19 protein-coding genes are annotated in these 20,334 nt (G+C 72.2%); 11 read left to right on the top strand and 8 right to left on the bottom strand.

Annotated elements, in window-relative coordinates:
• Positions 1-11: 11 nt before the first annotated feature.
• The 3 genes from OG870_RS42560 to OG870_RS42550 form a co-directional block, all read right to left on the bottom strand.
• A complete protein-coding gene (locus tag OG870_RS42560; protein WP_266923194.1) occupies positions 12-2,591 on the bottom strand; it encodes a cellulosome protein in 2,580 nt (859 codons plus the stop codon).
• A 103-nt stretch (positions 2,592-2,694) separates the two neighbouring features.
• Positions 2,695-3,237, bottom strand: coding sequence for a MarR family winged helix-turn-helix transcriptional regulator (locus OG870_RS42555; RefSeq protein ID WP_266587097.1), 543 nt, complete (start codon positions 3,235-3,237; stop codon positions 2,695-2,697).
• Positions 3,234-4,901, bottom strand: coding sequence for an FUSC family protein (locus tag OG870_RS42550; protein WP_266923196.1), 1,668 nt, complete (start codon positions 4,899-4,901; stop codon positions 3,234-3,236). The genes OG870_RS42555 and OG870_RS42550 overlap by 4 nt, the downstream gene beginning before the upstream one ends.
• A 186-nt stretch (positions 4,902-5,087) precedes the next feature.
• Between OG870_RS42550 and OG870_RS42545 the strand changes: the two genes are divergently transcribed.
• From OG870_RS42545 to OG870_RS42530, 4 genes are all read left to right on the top strand, one after another.
• The gene (locus OG870_RS42545) at positions 5,088-5,633 is read left to right on the top strand and encodes a DUF5134 domain-containing protein (RefSeq protein ID WP_266526602.1); all 546 of its coding nucleotides are present in this window, start codon (positions 5,088-5,090) and stop codon (positions 5,631-5,633) included.
• A gap of 141 nt (positions 5,634-5,774) precedes the next feature.
• Entirely contained in the window at positions 5,775-6,710 is a 936-nt protein-coding gene (locus tag OG870_RS42540; RefSeq protein ID WP_266923199.1) for a M56 family metallopeptidase, read from the top strand.
• Between the two features lie 115 nt (positions 6,711-6,825).
• Positions 6,826-7,497: a phosphatase PAP2 family protein gene (locus tag OG870_RS42535; protein WP_266587089.1), complete on the top strand. Its 672-nt coding sequence runs from the start codon at positions 6,826-6,828 to the stop codon at positions 7,495-7,497.
• A gap of 22 nt (positions 7,498-7,519) precedes the next feature.
• Positions 7,520-8,209, top strand: coding sequence for an HAD family hydrolase (locus OG870_RS42530; RefSeq protein WP_266526611.1), 690 nt, complete (start codon positions 7,520-7,522; stop codon positions 8,207-8,209).
• Between the two features lie 61 nt (positions 8,210-8,270).
• Here OG870_RS42530 and OG870_RS42525 read toward each other — a convergent pair whose 3' ends face one another.
• The gene (locus OG870_RS42525; protein WP_266587085.1) at positions 8,271-8,519 is read right to left on the bottom strand and encodes a DUF2630 family protein; all 249 of its coding nucleotides are present in this window, start codon (positions 8,517-8,519) and stop codon (positions 8,271-8,273) included.
• A 252-nt stretch (positions 8,520-8,771) separates the two neighbouring features.
• On the opposite strand from OG870_RS42525, the gene OG870_RS42520 reads away from it, so the two are divergent.
• The gene (locus OG870_RS42520) at positions 8,772-9,461 is read left to right on the top strand and encodes a TetR/AcrR family transcriptional regulator (protein WP_327692065.1); all 690 of its coding nucleotides are present in this window, start codon (positions 8,772-8,774) and stop codon (positions 9,459-9,461) included.
• 71 nt (positions 9,462-9,532) lie between these two features.
• On the opposite strand, the gene OG870_RS42515 is transcribed toward OG870_RS42520, so the two are convergent.
• Positions 9,533-10,000, bottom strand: a complete 468-nt coding sequence (locus OG870_RS42515; protein ID WP_266526620.1) for a DUF6214 family protein — start codon at positions 9,998-10,000, stop codon at positions 9,533-9,535.
• Positions 10,001-10,190: 190 nt separating this feature from the next.
• Here OG870_RS42515 and OG870_RS42510 point away from each other — a divergent pair, with 190 nt between their 5' ends.
• Together OG870_RS42510 and OG870_RS42505 are read left to right on the top strand one after the other, a co-directional pair.
• Entirely contained in the window at positions 10,191-11,546 is a 1,356-nt protein-coding gene (locus OG870_RS42510) for an FAD-dependent oxidoreductase (protein ID WP_266587081.1), read from the top strand.
• A gap of 134 nt (positions 11,547-11,680) precedes the next feature.
• A complete protein-coding gene (locus tag OG870_RS42505; protein WP_266587079.1) occupies positions 11,681-13,066 on the top strand; it encodes a nucleobase:cation symporter-2 family protein in 1,386 nt (461 codons plus the stop codon).
• Here OG870_RS42505 and OG870_RS42500 read toward each other — a convergent pair.
• The gene (locus OG870_RS42500; protein ID WP_266923205.1) at positions 12,989-13,351 is read right to left on the bottom strand and encodes an ArsR/SmtB family transcription factor; all 363 of its coding nucleotides are present in this window, start codon (positions 13,349-13,351) and stop codon (positions 12,989-12,991) included. The two genes, OG870_RS42505 and OG870_RS42500, sit on opposite strands and share 78 nt — an antisense overlap.
• A 92-nt stretch (positions 13,352-13,443) precedes the next feature.
• On the opposite strand from OG870_RS42500, the gene OG870_RS42495 reads away from it, so the two are divergent.
• On the top strand, positions 13,444-14,523 hold the full coding sequence (locus OG870_RS42495) for an NADH:flavin oxidoreductase/NADH oxidase (RefSeq protein WP_327692064.1): 1,080 nt from the start codon (positions 13,444-13,446) through the stop codon (positions 14,521-14,523).
• Between the two features lie 74 nt (positions 14,524-14,597).
• Here OG870_RS42495 and OG870_RS42490 read toward each other — a convergent pair whose 3' ends face one another.
• On the bottom strand, positions 14,598-15,341 hold the full coding sequence (locus OG870_RS42490; protein WP_266587073.1) for a PaaX family transcriptional regulator C-terminal domain-containing protein: 744 nt from the start codon (positions 15,339-15,341) through the stop codon (positions 14,598-14,600).
• Positions 15,342-15,463: 122 nt separating this feature from the next.
• Here OG870_RS42490 and OG870_RS42485 point away from each other — a divergent pair, with 122 nt between their 5' ends.
• The gene (locus tag OG870_RS42485; RefSeq protein ID WP_266526638.1) at positions 15,464-17,131 is read left to right on the top strand and encodes a DNA alkylation response protein; all 1,668 of its coding nucleotides are present in this window, start codon (positions 15,464-15,466) and stop codon (positions 17,129-17,131) included.
• Positions 17,132-17,286: 155 nt separating this feature from the next.
• Here the strand turns inward: OG870_RS42485 and OG870_RS42480 are convergent, their stop codons facing one another.
• Positions 17,287-17,487 carry a hypothetical protein gene (locus OG870_RS42480; protein ID WP_266526641.1) on the bottom strand — a complete coding sequence of 67 codons (201 nt, stop codon included), beginning with the start codon at positions 17,485-17,487 and terminating at the stop codon, positions 17,287-17,289.
• A 240-nt stretch (positions 17,488-17,727) separates the two neighbouring features.
• On the opposite strand from OG870_RS42480, the gene OG870_RS42475 reads away from it, so the two are divergent.
• Both OG870_RS42475 and efeB read left to right on the top strand, forming a co-directional pair.
• Positions 17,728-18,984: an EfeM/EfeO family lipoprotein gene (locus OG870_RS42475; protein ID WP_327692063.1), complete on the top strand. Its 1,257-nt coding sequence runs from the start codon at positions 17,728-17,730 to the stop codon at positions 18,982-18,984.
• A complete protein-coding gene (efeB, locus tag OG870_RS42470) occupies positions 18,981-20,204 on the top strand; it encodes an iron uptake transporter deferrochelatase/peroxidase subunit (RefSeq protein WP_327692062.1) in 1,224 nt (407 codons plus the stop codon). Before OG870_RS42475 ends, efeB begins: the two co-directional genes overlap by 4 nt.
• Positions 20,205-20,334 lie beyond the last annotated feature (130 nt).

Below are 20,334 nucleotides of genomic sequence, written 5' to 3'. Positions count from 1 at the left end.
TAGGACTCCCCTCAGACAAGCGGGGTCACGCTCACCCGGTCGATGACCGGGGCGTACGCCGAGCGTTGGCCGTACTGGTTGTGGGTGCGGCCGTCGAAGTCGGGAAGTTCGTCGGCGGTGAAGGTGATCGTGTTGGGGCCCCGGTCCAGGGTGACGGGGACGGAGAGGTTCCAGAAGTTGTTGAAGTGGAAGGTGGTGGGGAACAGGACCCGGTGCGGGGCGGCCCGGTTGACGGAGATGTCCGCGTGGCGGCAGACCGGGTCGGGGTTGTAGTGGGTGGCGGGTGCCTGCTCGCCGTTGGAGTAGCGGATCGTGAGCGCGTGCCGTCCGGCGCGCTCGGCCGTGAGTGTCAGGGTGAGCGCGTTGCCGGGCCCGGCGCCGATGCCGTCGACCGCCTTGCCGCCGGTGGCGTACGGGAGTCCCGTCACGTGTGCGGTGCCGGTCAGGACGCCTTCCTCGGCGGCGCTCACGTGCACGGGCAGCAGTCCGCGGGACGCGCCGACACGCAGCCGGTCCACCACCAGCAGATCCGACGTCCCGGTGACCGTGACCTTGTTGATTCCGCCGGCCAGGAAGAGCGGGACGGGGCCTCGCCGGACGCGGCCGAGGTCCTCGCCGTTGACCGTGAGCAGGCCCTCGCCGGGGCCCAGCAGGTCCACGGTGACCGTCGCCTCGCCGTCGTCGGCGGCGTGCGCCCAGAAGGTGACGGTGCCGCCGCGGGGGGCCACCGCGACACCGGGGCCGGAGGCGCCGACGTGGGCGTAGCTGATCCGGGCGCCCTCGCCGAGCGCCGCGTACTCGGCGTCGTACACGGCCTCCTGCTCGTCCCGCAGAACGAGGTCCAGCTTGTCGACGACCGCGTCGCCCTTGGTCGTGCCGAGGTCGGGGTCCTGTGCGGCGAGGGTGATCCGGTGCGCTCCTGCGGTCAGTTCGGCCTCGATGTCGGTGTGGCCCCACACCGCCCACTTGTAGCCGAGCGGCAGCCGCAGTTCGCGTGGGTCTTCTCCGTCGACGCGCAGGAAGACGTTGGTGGGGCCGTTCTCGCGCACCAGGTCGGCGAGGTTGTGGGAGTTGGCGAAGACCCGGATGTCGTACGTCCCGTCCTGCGGGACCTCGACGTCGAAGGTGAGCGTCCCGTCGGAGCCGGTGCGCAGTCCGCCCACGTGATGGCCGCCGGAGGTGGCGAACCTGTCGACGGCGGAGGGGGATCCTTCGGGACCGTTCCTGGAGTAGCCGCCTCCCGTGTAGGTCGCGTTCTCGGCCTCGTATGTCCGCCGCCAGGTCACCGACGGCGGCTGCGGCGTGGCCCCGTTGCCGCCCGGCGCCAGGATCAGCTGGTAGGCCGACATCTCGTCGAGGCCGGTCAGGGGCAGCGTCACGCGGCCGTCCACCACGGGCAGTTCGAGGTCCCGAAGCCGCAGCGGCTGGGCGCTCGCGCCGACCTGCCCGGTCCAGGGGATCTCCTGCAGCCGCAGGTGGACCCTCGCGCCGAAGACCTCCGCGTCGACGCCCGTGAGGACCAGGTTCGCACCGCCGCTCGCACCGCCGAACAGCACACGCGCCTGCCGCTTGGCCCGGTCGAGTGAGGCGACGCCCTGCAGTGTGTACTGCACGTTGGCGTGTGGCGCCGTCACCCGGACGGTGTTCCCGGACAGCTGCCCGTACGCGTTGAACAGCCACCACTGGCCGTTGCCCTTGCCCGCCTCCACCGCCGAGTCGTTGAGGTTGCCGGCGATGTTCCAGTACGCCATGTCGGCGTCGACCTTGGACTCCTCGATCGCGGCGATCCACTGGATCATCTGCCCGGGAACGGACAGGTGGTAGTTGTGCGCGTACTCGTTGAGGTTGACGGGCAGCGGGCCGATGCCCAACTCCCGTTCCAGGTCACGGTACTTGGCGACGTTGGTGCGGACCTCGTCCGGCGAGGACAGCTCGTGCCAGGTGATCACGTCGGGGAGGACGCCGTGATCGCGGGCGAACTCGAGGAAGCCGCGCACCTCGGGGTACAGGACGCAGGTGTTGGGGCCGGCTATGCGCGCCTCGGGGTCGAGGCCCTTGATGAGGTGGTACGCCTGCTGCCAGGCCGCGAAGTAGGGGCCCGGCTCGGTGTGCCAGGAGACGCCGTCGTAGCTCCACTCCCCCGTGCCGAACATGTTGCCCTCGGGCTCGTTGAACGGCACGTACACGACATGGGACTTGAGGGCGCCCAGGGTCTGCACCTGCTCGACCTGGCGGCGGATGCTCTCCAGGTAGGCCGCGAGCCGCTCCTCGCCCGTGGCGCCCGGCCACTCGTAGGGGAAACCACGGTGGATGTCGCTGTGGTAGACGTACACGTCCCTGCCGCCCGAGGTGACGAACGCCGGGAGGATCTCCAGCGCGTCGGCGCCGGGATGCTGGATGCCGTCCTGGGCCTTGGTGGAGACCGTGCGGACGTACATGCCCTCGACGACGGCGCGGCTCGGTACACCGTCGCCGTACAGGCCGTAGAGCGTGCCGGCGGCTCCGCCGTGGAAGGGGCCCGTCTCCGTGCCCAGGTCGACGGTGAGCGTTTCGGCTGCCACGGCATCCCTCGCTGATCGCTGGTTCGACATCTCGTACGTCAGCCGGTGTTCCGAACCGACCCGGTCGAACGTAGGAGTCGACGTCGATCACGTCAACGGGCGACCGCGGTTCGAACGTTCCGGTATCCGCCGCTCAGGCGCGCAGGCTGCCGCGCCGGCCCTCCAGCCGGCCGAGCAACTCCCCGAGCAGGCCGGCGAGTTCGTCCTGTCCCTGCGGGTCGAGCACAGACAGTACGGAGGTCTCGTAGGCGAGCTGCTCGGGCAGGAGCCCGTCGACCAGGGCGCTGCCGGCGTCGGTGAGGCGGACGTGGGCGACGCGGCGGTCGCGGGCGTCACCGCGGCGCTCGACCAGGCCGCGCTCCGTGAGCTGCTTGAGGCGCTTGGTGACGGCGGCGCCGGAGGAGTACGTCTCGCGGGCCAGCTCGCTGGGGGTCAGCTCGTGGCCAGTACGGCGCAGGGCGCCGAGCAGGTCGAACTCGGGGCGGCTCAGGCCCGTCCGGCGCAGCGGGCCGCCCTCGGCCTGCTGGAGGAGGGCGGCGCAGCGGTTGATGCGGCCGATGATCTCCATGGGGCCGGTGTCGAGGTCGGGGTGGACGGCCCGCCACTGCCGCACGACCGCGGAGACGGTGTCGTCGCCCCTGGTCGCGCCCGCCTGCCGTCCGTTCGGTGCCATCATGGCCGTACGTCCTCCGTCCTCGCGCTCCGGCGCGGCCCGTCGTGCCGCACCGTCGCCGCGAGCGTACGGTGTCCGGCCTGCTCGGCGCGCACGACCCGCTCCTGGGGCAGGGCACGCTGCCACCACTCGCCGGACGCGGCGTCGACGGTGGCGCGCAGGTCGGCCAGGGCGGCGGCGAGCGAGCGGCGGGCGGCTTGCAGGGCCACGGGGGCGGGGGCGGACTCGGCCAGCAGGCGGGCGGTGTGCTCGCGGGAGCGCTCGACGGCGGCCAGGGCGTGCTCGACTCGGTCGCCGGCGCGGCGGTTGGTGACGGCGACGGCCGCGACGAGGCCGACCAGTGCGCCGACGACGGTGTCCACGGCGCGCTCGGTGATCAGCCGCCCCGGCTCCTGGAACCCGGTGAACTCGGTGATGAGCAGGGCCATCGGGGTCACACAGACGGTGCCGAGCCAGTAGTTGCGGCCGATCAGCGCCTCGGCACCGAAGTTGAAGGCGAGGCAGCACAGCACGAGGGCCGTCTGGCCGAGGTGCGCGAGCGGGGCCACGGCGGCGAAGAGCAGGACGCCGAGGAGGTTGCCGACGACTCGCTGGACGCCCCGGCTCCAGGTGAGGACGAGATTGGCCTGGTAGAGGGAGGCCGCGGTGACCAGGGCCCAGTAGGGGCGGCCGACGCCGAGGGCCAGGGAGGCGTAGCCGGCGAGGGCGCAGCCCAGCGCGGTGCGGACGGCGATCGGGGTGAGCGGGCCGAGGCGCTGCCACAACGGGCGGGGCGGGACGGCGAGTTCGGCGTCCACGCCGAGGAGCTCGTCGGTGGCCACCGGGTCGTGGACGACCGGGACGGGCCTGGTGCCGGTCAACTCGCGTGCCCAGGTGCGCAGTTGCTCCGGGTCGGTGTCGGCGGGTGCGGCGAGGGCGACTTCGGCGCGGACGACGAGGCGTTCGAGGGCGCGCCGGGTGCGGGAGCCGCGCGCGGCCAGGAGCGACTGCCAGGCGGCCTGGACGGCGGCGGCCGCCATGGCGCGGCTGCCCGAGTGGCCTTCGCCCGTGCCCCGCGTGTCGGCGCACGCGGCCGCGGCGTTCAGGGCGCCCGCGGTGGCCCGGCGCTCCGGGCCGTGCGGGCGCAGCAGGCCGGGGGCCATGCCGACGAGCCAGGCCCAGCCGCCCGCCGCCAGAGCCAGCGCGAGGTGGCCGGGGACCTGGCCGAGGGTCTGCGGGGCGAAGAGGGAGGCGGACGTGATGAAGGTCAGGACCACATTGCCGGGCGGACCGATACGGGTCGCGTCGCACAGCGCCTTCTGCAGCGCGGCCAGCAGGGCGCCGACGGTGACGAGCACGACGGCACTGCCGGTGAGCGAGGCGGTGACCAGGGAGACGGCGAGGCCGCCCACCATGCCGAGGACCACCCAGGCGAGGACCTGGGCCCGGGCGGCGTAGGGGCGGTTGTGGGCGTACAGCGCGCACAGCGACCCCGCCATGGTGTACAGCGCCAGGTCGAGCCGGCCGAGGGCCAGCAGCGTCAGATTGGGCGGAGCGACCGAGGCGACCACGCTCAGGGCGGGCTTGAACCAGATGTCAGCGGGCCGGCCGAGACGCAGCACGCCGGACAGGGGGAGGCGGCGGCCGCGCGGGGTGGTGGGAGTGGGAGTAGTGGTCGCAGGGGTCATGTGACATAACCTTAGCAGGTGTTTTACTAGTAAAGGAAATCTCGCGCACCAGTCCCCATCTCCCCTCACCTGCCCTCACCTGCCGTGCTCCCTCGAACGCTCCCCGTGCACCCCCTTGCGCTTGCGTGCGCGCCGCGTCGTGCGGGCAACCACCGACTGTCGACACCGTCGAGCGGGGAGGTGCGCGTGCACGGACCGGCTTCGCCCGGCTGGCTGCTGGTCGCGCTGTGCGCGGCGACCGGGGCCTACTGTCTGCTGCGGATGCGCAGCACGGTCGAGGAGCAGCGCCGGGCCGCGGGCGGCGAGGCGCTGATGGGCTTCGGCATGGCCGCCATGGCCGTTCCGGCGGCGGCCTTCAGCCCGCCACCGTGGACCTGGCCCGGCTACGCGGCCGTCTTCGGCGCCGCCGCGCTGCGCGCCCTGTGGACGGCGCGGACGAGCGCGCACCATCTGCACCACCTGGTGGGCGCCTCGGCCATGGTCTACATGGCGCTCGCGATGGCGGCCGCTCCTGGACACCATGCCGGGCACGGAGGTTCGTCCGGAGTCCCCCTGGTGACGGGGATGCTACTGCTCTACTTCATGGGGTACGTGCTGTTGTCGGGAGTCCGGCTGATACCTGTCACCGCGGGCGGCGGCGGCACGAGGGGCTGGGGCGACCGGCCGGAGTTGGCGCGGGCCTGCCGGCTGTCGATGGGGATCGCGATGGTGGCGATGCTGATCACGCTATGAACCGCCGTGCCCCGCTCGCGCTATGAACCGCCGTGTCCCGCTCCTTCTCTGAGCCGCCGTGTCCCGCACGCAGCCGTTGTTTGCGTCACTTTGCCCGGCAGCCCCTGCCCCGGGCGCGCGTGGACTCATAGGGTGATCGCCATGATGGTCCCCGCGGCACTGTTGCTGCTCGGCGCGCTGACCGCCGTCGTCGCCCCACGGCTGCTCGCCCGGGCCGACTGGGCGGACCGTGAACCGGTGGTCGCGCTGTGGGTGTGGCAGTGCGTGGTGGCGGCCGTACTCATGTGCTGTGCCCTGTCGATGACGTTGAGCGCGGCGGACGCGTGGCAGGCGGTGCGCGGCCATGTGTTCGCCTCGGCGCCGCACACGGTCGTGGACGCCTACGCGCTCGGTGCGACCGGCCCGTGGGCGGCGACGACCGCGGTGGCCCTCGCGTGCGCCGGGGTGTGGAGCGTGGCCATGCTGGTCCGGGAGGTCGTGCAGGCGCGGGCGCGACGACGCCGGCGCCGGGCCGAACTCCTCGTCCGGGCCCCGCTGTTGCCCGGCGAGGACCCCCGGGAGGACCGGCTGGTCGTGCTGGAGGGCGAGCGGGCCGACGCCTGGTGGCTGGCCGGTGCGGCGCCCGGGCTCGTCGTCACCACCGCCGCATTGCGCCGCCTCAAAGGCCGGCAGCTGGACGCCGTCCTCGCCCACGAGCAGGGGCATGCCCAGGCCCGGCACGACTGGCTGCTGCACTGCTCGGCCGCGCTGGCGGTCGGGTTCCCGCAGGTGCCGGTGTTCGCGGGGTTCCGGGACGAGATGCACCGGCTGGTCGAGCTCGCCGCCGACGACATGGCCTCGCGCCGCCACGGCCGTCTGACGACCGCGCTCGCACTCGTCGAACTCAACGAGGACCGGGGCGTGTTCGGCCCCTCTCCCAGCCCCCAGGCACACGTTCCGCAGCGCGTGCGCAGGCTGCTCAGCGCACCCGACCGGCTCACGGCCACCCGCCGGCTGGGGCTGACGGCGACAGCCGCGCTGGTGCCCGTGGTGCCGGTACTGGTGGCGTTCGTACCGGGGTTGCGGGCCCTGGGGTAGTGCCCGCCGGCAGTGCCCACCCGGGGCGAACCAGAAACGCCCGAGGTTCGCCCTCGGGATGCACAGGACACCCGGACATTGGCCTCGGACCCCTCCGGTCGGCGAGGATCAATGCATGCACAACCCGCCCGTCGACTCCCCGCCCCGCCCGCCGGACCAGAACGTCACCGCCCGCGCCGCAACCGTCCTCGCACTGTGCTCCGCGCTGCTGCTCACGCTCGTCGCCGTCAAGTGGCGGCCCCTGACCAGCACCGACGGCGACATCGCCCGCACCACCCACCGCTGGGCCGTCGACGAACCCGGCCTCACCCACGCGTTCCGCATCCTGACGGACTGGGTCTGGGACCCCTGGACGATGCGCCTGGTGTGCGCGGCGGTCGTGCTGTGGCTGGTGTGGAGACGTACGGCGTGGTGGACGGCGCTGTGGCTGGTGGCCACCTGCGCGCTGGGCACCCTGCTGCAACAGGCCCTCAAATCGGCGGTCGACCGCCCGCGCCCCGTCTGGCCCGACCCCGTCGACACGGCCCACTACGCGGCCTTCCCCTCGGGACACGCCATGACGGCCACGGTCGTCTGCGGCCTCCTGCTCTGGCTCCTGCACCGCTACGGCCCCGGCCGCGCCCTGTGGCGCACGGCGCTGGCCGTGGCCGTGGTCTCCGTGGCCGGGGTGGGCCTCACGCGTGTGTGGCTGGGCGTGCACTGGCCCTCCGACGTGGTGGGCGGCTGGCTCCTGGGGGCGATGCTCGTGGCGCTGGCCGTGCTGGTCCACCAGCGATGGCGACCGTGAGCAGGCCACGTAAGATCCACCCATGATGGCTGTCCTGTTCGACTTCTCCGGCACCCTCTTCCGTATCGAGTCCACCGAGTCCTGGTTGCGGGCGGTGCTGGACGAGGCCGGGATCACGGTCTCCGAGCCGGAGTTGACCCAGGCGGCGAAGGCGCTGCGGGTGGCCGGGGCGCAGCCCGGCGGAGCGACCCCGGCGCAACTGCCCGCGCACCTCGCCGAGGTGTGGCGGATCCGGGACGAGAGCGCCGAGCTGCACCGGGCCGCCTACACCGGTCTCTCCCACCAAGTGCCGCTCCCCGACCCCGCGTTGCACGACACGCTGTACGACCGGCACAGGACGCCGGCCGCGTGGGCGCCCTATCCCGACGCCGCCGAGGTGCTCCAGGCGCTGTGCGAGCGCGGGATCGGCATCGGCGTGGTCAGCAACATCGGCTGGGACCTGCGTCCGGTCTTCCGCGAGCACGGCCTCGACCGGTATGTCGACGCGTACGTCCTGTCGTATGAGCACGGCATCCAGAAGCCCGACCCACGGCTGTTCGCGGCGGCCTGCGAGGCACTCGAAGTCGATCCGGCGGAGGTCCTGATGGTCGGTGACGACCGGGCGGCGGACGGCGGCGCGGCGGCCCTCGGCTGCCGGGTGCACCTGGTGGACCATCTGCCGACGTCCGAGCGGCCGGACGGGCTGCGTGCCGTGCTGGACCTGGTGGACTGAGCGGCGGACCGGTGGACCGAGCGGCGGACCGGTCCCGGGTCCGCCCGGCGGGTCCGCCCGGCTACTCCAGGTAGCCCTCGACCTGCGACGACGACCGGGCCCGCGCCTCGTCCGGGTTCTCCCCGTACTCGGTCTTCGCGCGCCGCTGCCGCAGCAGGTCCCAGCACTGGTCGAGGTCGCGCTCCAGCTGTCCGAGCCGCTGGTGTTCCGTCGTGCTGTCGATCTCGCCGGACGCGAGGGATTCCCGGAGCTTGCGCTCGTCCTCGACCATCTCCGTGATCCTGGCCAGGATCTGCCGGTCCTGTTCCATCTCCGCAGGCCTCCTCGGCTCGGCACTCGTGCCCACTTTAGGGACGGCGGGAATGTGGCGCGACGGGAGTACGAAGGTTCGAAGGTTTCGGGAAGTAGCCTCAGGACACCATCTGGGCGAGAAGACCGTCCGCCTGAGACGATCCCCCGCGTCGCCCCAGACGGACGGCAGCCCTGACCAGCCCCTACGGAACTCCGATCGGGACGTGTTGAGTATAGTTGGCTGGCAGCCAGTCAACGCAGGAGTTACAGCATGTCCCCGCGCAGCGCCTCGGTCAATGAAGAGTTGCGGAGACGTTCCCGGGAGCGGCTCCTGCAAGCGGCCGTCGAGCTGGTCGGTGAGCACGGCTACGAGGCGACGACGCTCGGCGACATCGCGGACAGAGCGGGCTCGGCGCGTGGTCTGGTGTCGTACTACTTCCCGGGAAAGCGCCAGCTCGTGCAGTCCGCGGTGCACCGGTTGATGCACCGCACCCTGGAGGAGGCGGTCGAGCGCGAGCCGCGCACCGAGGACGGCCGGGAGCGGATGGCTCGGGCCATCGACGCGATTCTGCGGCTGGGCCGGGACCGTCCGGTGCTGATGCGCCAGCACATGGCCGGGCTGCTGCAGGCGGAGGGCTTCGTGCAGTGCCCGGAGCAGCAGCGCCTCGCCGAGCTGCTGCGGGACGTCGTCGCCCGGCGCGGGTCGCGGGACGTCGACGCCGACTATCCGATGCTGCGTTCCCTGCTGATGGGCGCCGTCTACGCGATCGTGCTGCCGAACGTGCCGATGCCGATCACCACCCTGCGGGCCGAGTTGTTCAAGCGCTACCGGCTCGACTGGGAGATGGGCGTGCCGCCCGACGCCGGAGCGGCGGCCGAGGGGACGTACGAGACGGATCTGTCACGGTACTTCGCGACCGGCGAGGGACCCTGCGACCGGCCGGAGCCCTCCGACCGGTAGCTCTCCCACCAGCAGCCGATGCTCCGGCGCCCCGGCGCCCCGGCGCCCCGGCGCCCCGGCGACGGCGCCCGTCAGCGCCGTGCGTGACGTGGTGTCAAGAACCCCGAGTCGCGGGCCTGTGAGATCAGCCGGAGCGACTTGCGCCGGCTGTGGCCGGTCGCGCACATCACCGCGAGGACCGGATCGACGCCCTGCTCCTGCGCCGCGCGGTACTTCTGGGCGACGAGCCAGCGCCCCTCGACTCCGCGGGGCCAGCCGGACCGGGCCCGCCGGGAGGGTACGGATCCGTCCGGCCCGGCAGTCGGATCCGGCCCCGGGCCGCACGCGCGGAAGAGCGGTTCCTCGATCCAGTCGGCGAGCTCCGCGAGGTCGTCCAGGGACAGCGCCGGCTGGGCCCGGACGTCCTCCAGCGCGGCGCAGCCCTCGCAGACCATCGCGAGAGCGTCGACCCGGGCGCCGTCGCCGAACGCCAGCCGGACGCTGAACCACGACGTGGCGCGATCGTCCTCCCGCACTTCCCACGCGGGCCATACGGACACTGTGCCGTCCGTCAGACAACGATCAGAAAGATTAAGAAAGGATGCTTCTAGCACACGCGGAACGTAACCACTTGATCACATACAGCAGGAACGGACACGCACGTCCGTGGCGTGCCTGCACCCTGTCAGCGCAGCACGGGCGGTGCGATGCTGGACCTGTCAGCGATCTCCTCTCGTAAGGAGTTCCGCCGTGTTGCGTGTCGCCGTCGTCGGCTCAGGGCCGAGCGGGGTCTACACCGCCCAGAGTCTCGTCCAGCTGGACTCCGGGGTGTCCGTCGACGTCCTGGACCGGCTGCCGTGCCCGTACGGCCTGGTGCGTTACGGCGTCGCGCCGGACCACGAGAAGATCAAGTCACTGCAGAACAACCTGCGTACGGTCCTGGAGCACGAGCGGGTGCGCTTCCTCGGCGGCATCCAGGTCGGCCCCGGCGGGCTGCCGGCCGCCCGGTTGCGCGAGCTGTACCACGCGGTGGTGTACTGCGTGGGCGCCGCCACGGACCGCCACCTGGGGATCCCGGGCGAGGACCTGCCGGGCAGTTGGTCGGCGACACAGTTCGTGTCCTGGTACAGCGCCCATCCGGACGCCGCCGACGACGGTTTCGTGCGGGACGCCCGGTCGGCCGTGGTCATCGGCGTGGGCAATGTCGCGGTGGACGTCACGCGGATGCTGGCTCGCGGCCCGGCGGAGCTGAGCCCGACGGACATGCCGCAGGCGGCGCTCAGCGCGCTGTCCGCGAGCCGGGTGAGCGAGGTCCACATGGTGGGCCGTCGCGGCCCGTCGCAGGCCCGCTTCACGACCAAGGAGCTGCGCGAGCTGGGCGGGCTCCCGGACACCGAACTCACCGTGGATCAGGCCGAGTTGGCGCTGGATCCCGCCTGCGCGGATCCGGCCGCGCTGCCTGCGGTCCAGCGCCGCAACGTGGAGGTGCTGCGCGGCTGGACCCAGCGGCCTCCCGAGGACGTCCCGCACCGCATCCGGCTGCGCTTCTTCCTGCGCCCCGTCGAACTGCTCGCCGACGGCGGCCGGGTGGGCGCGGTGCGCTTCGAGCGGACGGAACCCGACGGGCGCGGGGGCGTGGCGGGCACGGGACGGTACGAGGACATCGAGGCGCAGTTGGTGCTGCGTTCGGTGGGCTATCGGGGAGTGCCGCTGGAGGGACTGCCGTTCGACGCGGCCGGCGGCACCGTGCCGCATCTGGCGGGGCGCGTCCTGCGCGGGGGCGTCGTCGCGCCGGGCGAGTACGTGGCCGGCTGGATCAAGCGCGGCCCGACCGGAGTGATCGGCACCAACCGTCCGTGCGCGAAGGAGACGGTGATGTCCCTGCTGGAGGACGCCTCCGTGCTCGTACGCAAGGAGCTGCCAGGGGATCCGGTCGCGGCGCTGCGCGCGGAGGGGGTCGAGCCGGTCCGGTGGGCGGGCTGGCAGGCGATCGAGCGGGCCGAGGCGACCCTCGGGGCCTCGCTGGGCCGCGGTGTCGTCAAGCTGGCGGACTGGGAGTCACTGCTGGCGGCGGCGCGGGCGACGGGCGGGCGGCAGGCCTCGTAGCAGCGTCGAAAGCCGCCGAGTGGGCAGTACACACAGCGGCAACACCCTGGAAATCAACAAACTGTGCAAGCCGCATACGGTCTCGTGCTGTTCCGACTCTTCCTCACCCCCTCCCCCGCCGCTCTGGAGTGCCCATGGCTACGTCCGCCCCCGTCCATCCGGTCGACGAGGTCCCACCCGTACGGCAGCTGGCCGCCTTCGGTCTGCAGCACGTGCTCGCGATGTACGCGGGCGCGGTGGCCGTACCGCTGATCGTGGGCAGCGCGATGAAGCTGTCGCCCGCGGACCTGGCGTATCTGATCACGGCCGATCTGCTGGTCTGCGGCATCGCCACGCTCATCCAGTGCGTGGGCTTCTGGCGGTTCGGTGTGCGGCTGCCGATCATGCAGGGCTGTACGTTCGCGGCGGTGTCGCCGATGGTGCTCATCGGGACGACGGGTGGCGGACTGCCCGCCATCTACGGCTCGGTGATCGTCGCGGGCCTCGCCATCGTGCTGCTCGCGCCGGTCTTCGGCAGGCTGCTGCGCTTCTTCCCGCCGCTGGTCACCGGCACGGTGATCCTGATCATCGGCATCTCGCTGCTGCCGGTCGCGGGCAACTGGGCCGCGGGCGGGGTCGGTTCGAAGGACTTCGGGGAGCCGAAGAACCTGGCGCTGGCCGCCTTCGTGCTGGCGGTGGTGCTGGGTGTGCAGCGGTTCGCGCCGGCTTTCCTCGGCCGGATCGCGGTGCTGATCGGCATCGTGGTGGGCCTGGCGGTGGCGATCCCCTTCGGGTTCACGGACTTCGGCGGGGTCGGCGACGCCGACTGGCTGGGCATCAGCACGCCGTTCCACTTCGGCACGCCCACCTTCCACGCCTCGGCGATCATCTCGATGCTGGTGGTGGCGCTGGTGACGATGACGGAGACCACCGGTGACCTGATCGCGGTCGGCGAGATGACCGGGCGGAAGGTCGAGCCGCACTCCCTGGCGGACGGGCTGCGCGCCGACGGTCTGTCGACGGTCCTGGGCGGCGTCTTCAACACCTTCCCGTACACGGCGTACGCGCAGAACGTCGGCCTCGTCGGCATGACGCGGGTGCGCAGCCGCTGGGTCGTGGCCACCGCGGGAGGCATCCTCGTGCTGCTGGGTCTGCTGCCCAAGCTGGGCGCGGTGGTCGCGGCGATACCGGCGCCGGTGCTGGGCGGCGCGGGTCTGGTGATGTTCGGGACGGTGGCCGCGAGCGGCCTGCGGACCCTGGCCCAGGTCGACTTCAAGGACAACCACAACCTTACGGTCGTGGCGGTGTCGGTGGCCGTGGGCATGCTCCCGGTCGGGGTGCCGACGGTCTACGCGAAGTTCCCGGACTGGTTCCAGACGGTGATGAACAGCGGCATCAGCGCGGGCTGCCTGACGGCGATCGTGCTGAACCTGCTCTTCAACCACCTTCCCTCGAAGGCGACTTCAGCCGCCGAGGCGGGCGGCCTGCCGAGCGGCGGCGGCGAGCAGGGCGTCGAGAAGTCCCGGGAAGAGATCGTCTAGGTCGTCCCGGCGCAGGGCGTTCATCTTGGCCGTGCCGCGGTAGATCTGTCGGATCACCCCGGCCTCGCGCAGCACCCGGAAGTGGTGCGTGGTCGTGGACTTGGTGACGGGCAGGTCGAAGTGCGAACAGGAGAGCTCGTCACCGTCGGCGGCGAGCTCTCGCACGATCTGCAGCCGCATCGGGTCGGAGAGCGCGTGCAGCAGGGCTTCCAGCCGGATGTCGCCGCGCGCGGGGTGCGGCAGGTCGCGGCTGCTGGTGGCGGTGGCGGGACTCACACGGACCATTGTACGAGACTCATCGTAGTTTGACACTTCCCGTACTACGGTGCCTATCGTACGAACGACACCTCGGTCCCGTGAGAACGGAGCAGCTTGTCATGAGCGCCCTCTTCCAGCCCTTCACCCTGCGCGACCTGACGATCCCGAACCGGGTCTGGATGCCCCCGATGTGCCAGTACTCGGCCGCCCCGGAGGGGCCGGAGACGGGCGCCCCGAACGACTGGCACTTCGCGCACTATGCGGCACGCGCGGCGGGCGGCACCGGGCTGATCATCGTCGAGGCCACCGGCGTCTCGCCCGAGGGACGCATCTCGCCGTACGACCTCGGCATCTGGAACGACACCCAGGTCGAGGCGTTCCGCCGCATCACCCGCTTCGTCGTCTCCCAGGGCACGGTGCCCGCCATCCAGCTGGCGCACGCCGGGCGCAAGGCCTCCACCGACCGCACCTGGAAGGGCGGCGCGCCGGTCGGGCCGGAGGCGTACGGCTGGCAGGGGGTCGCGCCGAGCGCCCTCGCGTACGCCGACGGGCACCCGGTTCCGACCATGCTGACGGTGGATCAGATCCGGGAGATCGTGGGCCAGTTCGCGGACGCCGCCCGCCGTGCCCTGGCGGCCGGTTTCGAGGTCGCCGAGATCCACGGCGCCCACGGCTATCTGATCAACGAGTTCCTGTCCCCCCACTCCAACCACCGCACCGACGCCTACGGCGGCTCGTACGAGAACCGCACCCGGTTCGCCCTCGAAGTCGTCGACGCCGTACGGGAGGTGTGGCCGCAGGACAAGCCGCTGTTCTTCCGGATCTCGGCGACCGACTGGCTGGAGGAGGGCGGCTGGACGGCCGACGACACCGTCCGTTTCGCCACCGACCTCCACGCGCACGGCATCGACCTCCTCGACGTCTCCACCGGCGGCAACGCCTCCGGCGTCCACATCCCGACGGGCCCCGGCTACCAGGTCCCGTTCGCCGCCCGCGTGAAGGCAGGGACCGCCCTCCCGGTCGCCGCGGTGGGCCTGATCACCGACGCCGAGCAGGCCGAGAAGATCCTCGCCAACAACGAGGCCGACGCCGTGCTCCTCGGCCGCGAACTGCTGCGCAACCCCTCGTGGGCCCGGCACGCGGCGCGCGAACTCGGCGCGGATGTACAGGTTCCGGTCCAGTACCACCGGTCGGTGTAGGTCAACTCACCGCCCTCGCGCCGACACCCGATGGGCTGCCCTTCCCTGTGTCCCGCTCCATTCCGTGCCCCGATTCAGTGGCCGATCGATCCGGTGATCTGCCGCTGGTAGTCCGCGTACGCGGCACGCAGGGCCTCGCCCGGCCAGTCGGCGGGGAGGAGTTCGGGGGGCAGTACGGGGTCGGCGAGCAGGTGGCGGACGACCGCGGTGAAGGCGGTGAAACGGTCGGCCGGGCGATCCGCCGCCTCCACCCGGGCGAGCAGGGCACGGGCTGCCACGGCCCAGGTATCCAACGGCCACAGCTGCGCGGCCAGTTCACGCGCGGGCCGGTCGGGGCGGGCCGTGTAGGACTGGGCCACCTGCTCCAGCTCCTCCGGCAGGGTGCGGCTGAGGTTGGCGGGGCGCAGCCACACGCCCTCGCGCAGTTCCGCGAGCCGCAGGGTGGTCAACCGGGCGCGCAGGTCGGCACGTTCGGCGGGGCCGCGACCCGTCGCCGTGATCACCACCATCTCCCAGTGGCCGTCCCACGCGCGCGTGCGCGCCTCCACCGCGTCGTCCTGCCGGCGCTGTCGGGCCAGCAGACGGTCGCTGAGTCCGTAGACGGCGTCGGTGCGGCGCAGGTCACCGGCGGCCACCATCCGGCTGAGGGCAGCGCGCAGAGTGGAGCCGCCGACGCCGAACGGCTCCACCGCTCGGACGAGCTCCTTGACCGGAAGCTCCGGCGGGTGCGCGCCCAGGAGCAGGCTCAGCACGACCGACCGCGCGGACAGCGGCGGCAGGTCGACCTCGCCGGGCTGCACTGACACGTTCATCCGCATGAGCCCGTACTTTACGTGCGCTCTTGGCCTGTGCTCTTTCGTACGCACCTTCATGCGTGCCTTCACATACCCCCTCCTGTTGCACTATTGCTACGGTCGCAGAAAAGATGCAACATGACGGCATGGCTCCGACACCCGCGCCCACGCAGCCCCGGCAGCACTACGCCACGCACGACGTCACCAACCAGCCCCCCGCCCTGACGCCCTACGACGCCTCCGAGGACACGGCCCTGTTGGAGGGGCTGCGCCGCGAGGGTGCCGAATGGGCCGAGGAGGGCGTCCGGCGGCTGGGACTGCGGGCCGGGAGCGAGGAAGCGCAGGAGTGGGCCGAGCTGGCCAATGTCCACGAGCCGGTGCTGCGCACGCACGACCGCTACGGCAACCGCGTCGACGAGGTCGACTTCCACCCGAGCTGGCACCACCTGATGCGGGCCGCGGTCGCCGAGGGCCTGGCCGCCACACCGTGGGCGGAGGACCGGCCCGGGGCCCATGTCGCCCGTACCGCGGGCGGGTTGGTGTGGGGGCACACCGAGGCCGGACACGGCTGTCCCACGTCGATGACGTACGCGGCCGTCCCCGCCCTGCGCACCCAGCCGGAGCTGGCGAAGATCTACGAACCCCTGCTGACCAGCCGGGAGTACGAGCCGGCACTCAGGGTGCCGACGGAGAAGCGCGGCCTGCTCGCGGGCATGGGGATGACGGAGAAGCAGGGCGGCTCCGACGTCCGTACGAACACCACCACTGCCTGGCCGACCGCTGAGCCCGGCATGTACGCGCTGCGCGGCCACAAGTGGTTCACGTCGGCGCCCATGTGCGACGTGTTCCTGGTGCTGGCACAGGCCCCGGAGGGGCTCTCGTGTTTCCTGGTGCCGCGGATCCTGCCCGACGGCAGCCGCAACTCCTTCCGCATCCAGCGCCTCAAGGACAAGCTGGGCAATCGGTCCAACGCCTCCTCCGAGCCGGAGTTCGACGGGACCGTGGCCTGGCTGGTCGGGCCCGAGGGCCGGGGCGTCAAGACGATCATCGAGATGGTCAACTGCACCCGGCTCGACTGCGTGATGATGTCGGCCACGCTGATGCGCAAGACACTCGTGGAGGCGGGACACCATGTGCGCCACCGCAGCGCGTTCGGGGCGCGGTTGGTCGACCAGCCCCTGATGCGCAATGTCCTGGCGGACCTCGCGCTGGAGTCGGAGGCGGCCACGACGCTGACGCTGCGGCTGGCGGGGGCCGCGGACCGGGCCGTGCGCGGGGACGCGGGTGAGGCGGCGTTCCGGCGGATCGCGACCGCCGTCGGCAAGTACTGGGTGACCAAGCGAGGCCCGGCCTTCACCGCCGAGGCCCTGGAGTGCCTCGGCGGCAACGGCTATGTGGAGGAGTCGGGCATGCCCCGGCACTACCGCGAGGCTCCGCTGCTGTCGATCTGGGAGGGCTCCGGGAACGTCAACGCCCTTGATGTACTGCGGGCGTTGAGGCGCGAGCCCGGTACCGCACAGGCGCTGTTCGACGAACTCGCCCTGGCGCAGGGGGCGGACGCCAGGCTGGACGCCGCCGTGGTCCGGCTTGAAGGCCAGTTGGCCAACGGTTCCGAGTCCGGCGCCCGCCGCCTGGTGGAGTCGATGGCGCTGACCCTGCAGGCCTCCCTCCTGGTCCGGCACGCCCCGTCAGCGGTCGCCGACGCCTTCTGCGCGACCCGGCTGGGCGGCGACTGGGGACATGCCTTCGGCACCCTGCCCGACGCGGTCGACCTGGACACCGTTCTGAACCGTGCGCTGCCGGAAGGAAGTTGAGGCGTTGCGACCGCGACCCCGAGTCCGTCCTGCGGATCTGGTCGGGATCGGCCGCCGTCGCGGCGAGTGACGCGGGGACGGTCCGAGGGGGCGAGCGCCCAGGTCGGTGACGACCGCGTCCCACGCTCTGCCGTCCGCGCAGCGGCACGGCTGCCTCACGGCGGCCACGGCATGGCGATCGTGCCGCCGTGCGTGGAGAGGGCGTGCCGACTGGTGGCGAACTCGTCCAGACGGAGCAGGACGCGCTCGGCAAGCCGCGCATCGCCGATGTCCGGCTCCGTCGAGGAAAGCCAGTCGGGGAGCTCCTGGCTCAGGCCCGCATGCTCGGCGGGCATCCAGTAGCGGCGCCGGGGCACCTTGGTGAACGCACGTCCATGGCCGCGGCGGTAGCCATCGTCACCGGCGGATCGCCCGGAATCGCCGCACGGGAGACGGCCACCGTGGGCGTCCGGTGGTTGTCGGGCCGGTGGGTGAACCGCGGGCGAATTCTGGATTTTCCTCTGGTCAGGAGCAGGTCAGAAACGCGGTCGCGGTCCCGCGGCCTGCCTAGGATCATTCGACGCCGCCTCGTTCGTACGACTCCCAGGAGGCCCGGCATGTCCGAAACCGCGGTCGGCGCCGAAGCCGCATCCGATCCCGTGGCGCCCCCGCCCCGCCCGTCCCGGCGGCGCACCGCGCTGCTCGCGGGCGGTGCACTGGTGGCCGCGGCCGCGGTGGTGGCCGGGGTTCTGGCGGCCGGGGGTTCCGGCGGGACCGCCCACGCGGCGAGGCCGGCCGACGGTCTGCGGCACACCACCGTCGAGGTCGCCTCCGCCGGCTGCGGCCGCGGCTGGACCCATCCCGAACCCGGCCGCCAGGTCTTCGACCTGCGCAACAGCTCCGGCACAGCGGCCGAGGTCTATCTGACCGACCCGAGGACGGGCGCGGTCTACGGCGAGGTCGAGGGACTCGCGCCGGGCACCGAGCGCCCGATACGCGTGACCCTCGGCAACGGCACGTACGCCTTCAAGTGCCTCCCCGACGACGCCGACGCGGTCACCGGCCCCACCATGCACATCACCGGTGCGACGGCGACGGGCGGTCCGGGCGCCGTCCCGGTGACCCAGCAGGAGCTCATCCCGCCCACCCTCGCCTACCAGAAGTGGATCCGGACCCGCACGGTCGAGCTGGCGCGGAAGACCGACGCGCTGCGCGACGCGATCGACCGCGGGGACCTGACGAGCGCGCGCACGGACTGGCTCACCGCGCATCTGGTGTACGAGCGGATGGGTGCCGCCTACGGCACGTTCGGCGACGCGGACGCGGCGATCAACGGCACCACCGCGGGCCTGTCCGGCGGGGTGCACGACACGGACTTCGCCGGGTTCCACCGGGTGGAGTACGGACTGTGGCACGGCGAGCCGGCGAGCAGCCTGCGCGGGCCGGCCGAGCGGCTCGCAGGGGCCGTGCACACCTTGCGCGACGACTGGCCCGACCAGCGGATGGATCCGGCGGACGTCGGTCTGCGCGCGCACGAGATCCTGGAGAACAGCGTGCAATTCGAGCTGACCGGCCGTACCGACTACGGCAGCGGGACCAATCTGGCCACCGCCCGCGCCAACCTCGACGGCACCGGCGTGCTCCTCGGATATCTGCGTCCGCTGCTGAAGACCCGCGACACCGGCCTGTCCGGCGTCGACACGTGGATGGCCCGCACCGGGCGCACGCTCGACGGCTTCGACCACGACGGTCACTGGACGCCCCTGGACCGGCTGACCCGCGCCCAGCGCGAGAAGGTCGACGCCGACCTGGGCGAGCTGGTCGAGCGGTTGTCCGGCGTGGCCGCTCTCACCGACGTACGGAGGACCGCGTGAACCCGGTGAACAACGTCGGGCGCCGGGGCTTCCTGGCCGGCGCCGCTGCCGTGGCCGGCACGGGACTCGTGGCCGCGGACCACACAGCCGCGTCCGCCGCCGCGCAGTCCCACGAGAGTGCGCGGGTGGCCTTCCACGGCCGGCACCAGGCCGGCATCGTCACCCCGGCGCAGCGCGCCACGGCCTTCGTGTCCTTCGACACGACCGCCGAGAACCGTCGCGAGCTGGCCGATCTGCTGCGCACGCTCACCGACCGGGCCCGGTACCTCACCGCCGGCGGCAGCCAGGACGAGCTGGGCATCACCGCCCCGCCCGTCGACTCCGGCACCCTCGGCCCCGACGTACCCGCGGACGCCCTGACCGTCACCGTCGGTGCCGGCGCCTCCCTCTTCGACGAGCGCTACGGCCTGGCCGCCCGCAGACCCCGTCGGCTGACCGCGATGCCGTCGTTCCCCGACGACGACCTCGACGCCGCCTGGTGCCACGGCGATCTGAGCGTGCAGCTGTGCGCCGCCCACACGGACACGGTGCTGCACGCCCTGCGCGACATCACCCGGCACACCCGCGGCGGTATGCAGGTGCGCTGGCGCATGGACGGCTTCATCAGCCCGCCCCGTCCCTCGGGCGCGCCCCGCAACCACATGGGGTTCAAGGACGGCATCGCCAACCCCGACGTGCGCGACGCCCGCGCGATGGACCGCCTGGTGTGGGTGGGCGGCGGCGCGGGCGAACCGGACTGGGCGGTCGGCGGCAGCTATCAGGCCGTACGGCTGATCCGCATGCTCGTGGAGTTCTGGGACCGTGTCTCGATCACCGAGCAGGAGCGGATGTTCGGCCGCGCCCGGGACACCGGCGCGCCCCTGGACGGACGCCACGAGAAGGACACCCCCAACTATTCGCAGGACCCCCAGGGCGACGTGATCCCCCTGGACAGCCACATCCGGCTGGCCAACCCGCGCACCGCATCCACCGACGAGCAGCGCATCCTGCGCCGCGGCTACAACTACGACCGCGGCACGGACAGCAACGGCAACCTCGACATGGGCCTGCTGTTCTGCAGCTACCAGCAGGACCTCGCCCGCCAGTTCGAGGCCGTGCAGAAGCGGCTGGCAGGCGAGCCGCTGGTCGATTACATCTCCCCGTTCGGCGGCGGCTACTTCTTCGCCCTGCCGGGCGTGCGGGACGGCTCCGACTGGCTGGGGCGCGCACTGCTGGCCTGAAGCCGCCTGTCCGAATACCGGTCAAGAGCGCACCAAAATACGATGAGCATTTCCTGACCGAACATTCGCTGAGCCGTCATTGCCCCTCCCCCGCCCCGCCGTCACCATTGCCCATGATCCAGCTGTAGAT

The sequence above is a fragment of the Streptomyces sp. NBC_00461 genome (assembly GCF_036013935.1).
Classification (GTDB): Bacteria; Actinomycetota; Actinomycetes; order Streptomycetales; family Streptomycetaceae; genus Streptomyces.
Note: the sequence above shows the minus strand (reverse complement) of the source record. Positions and strands in the feature narration are given on the sequence as shown.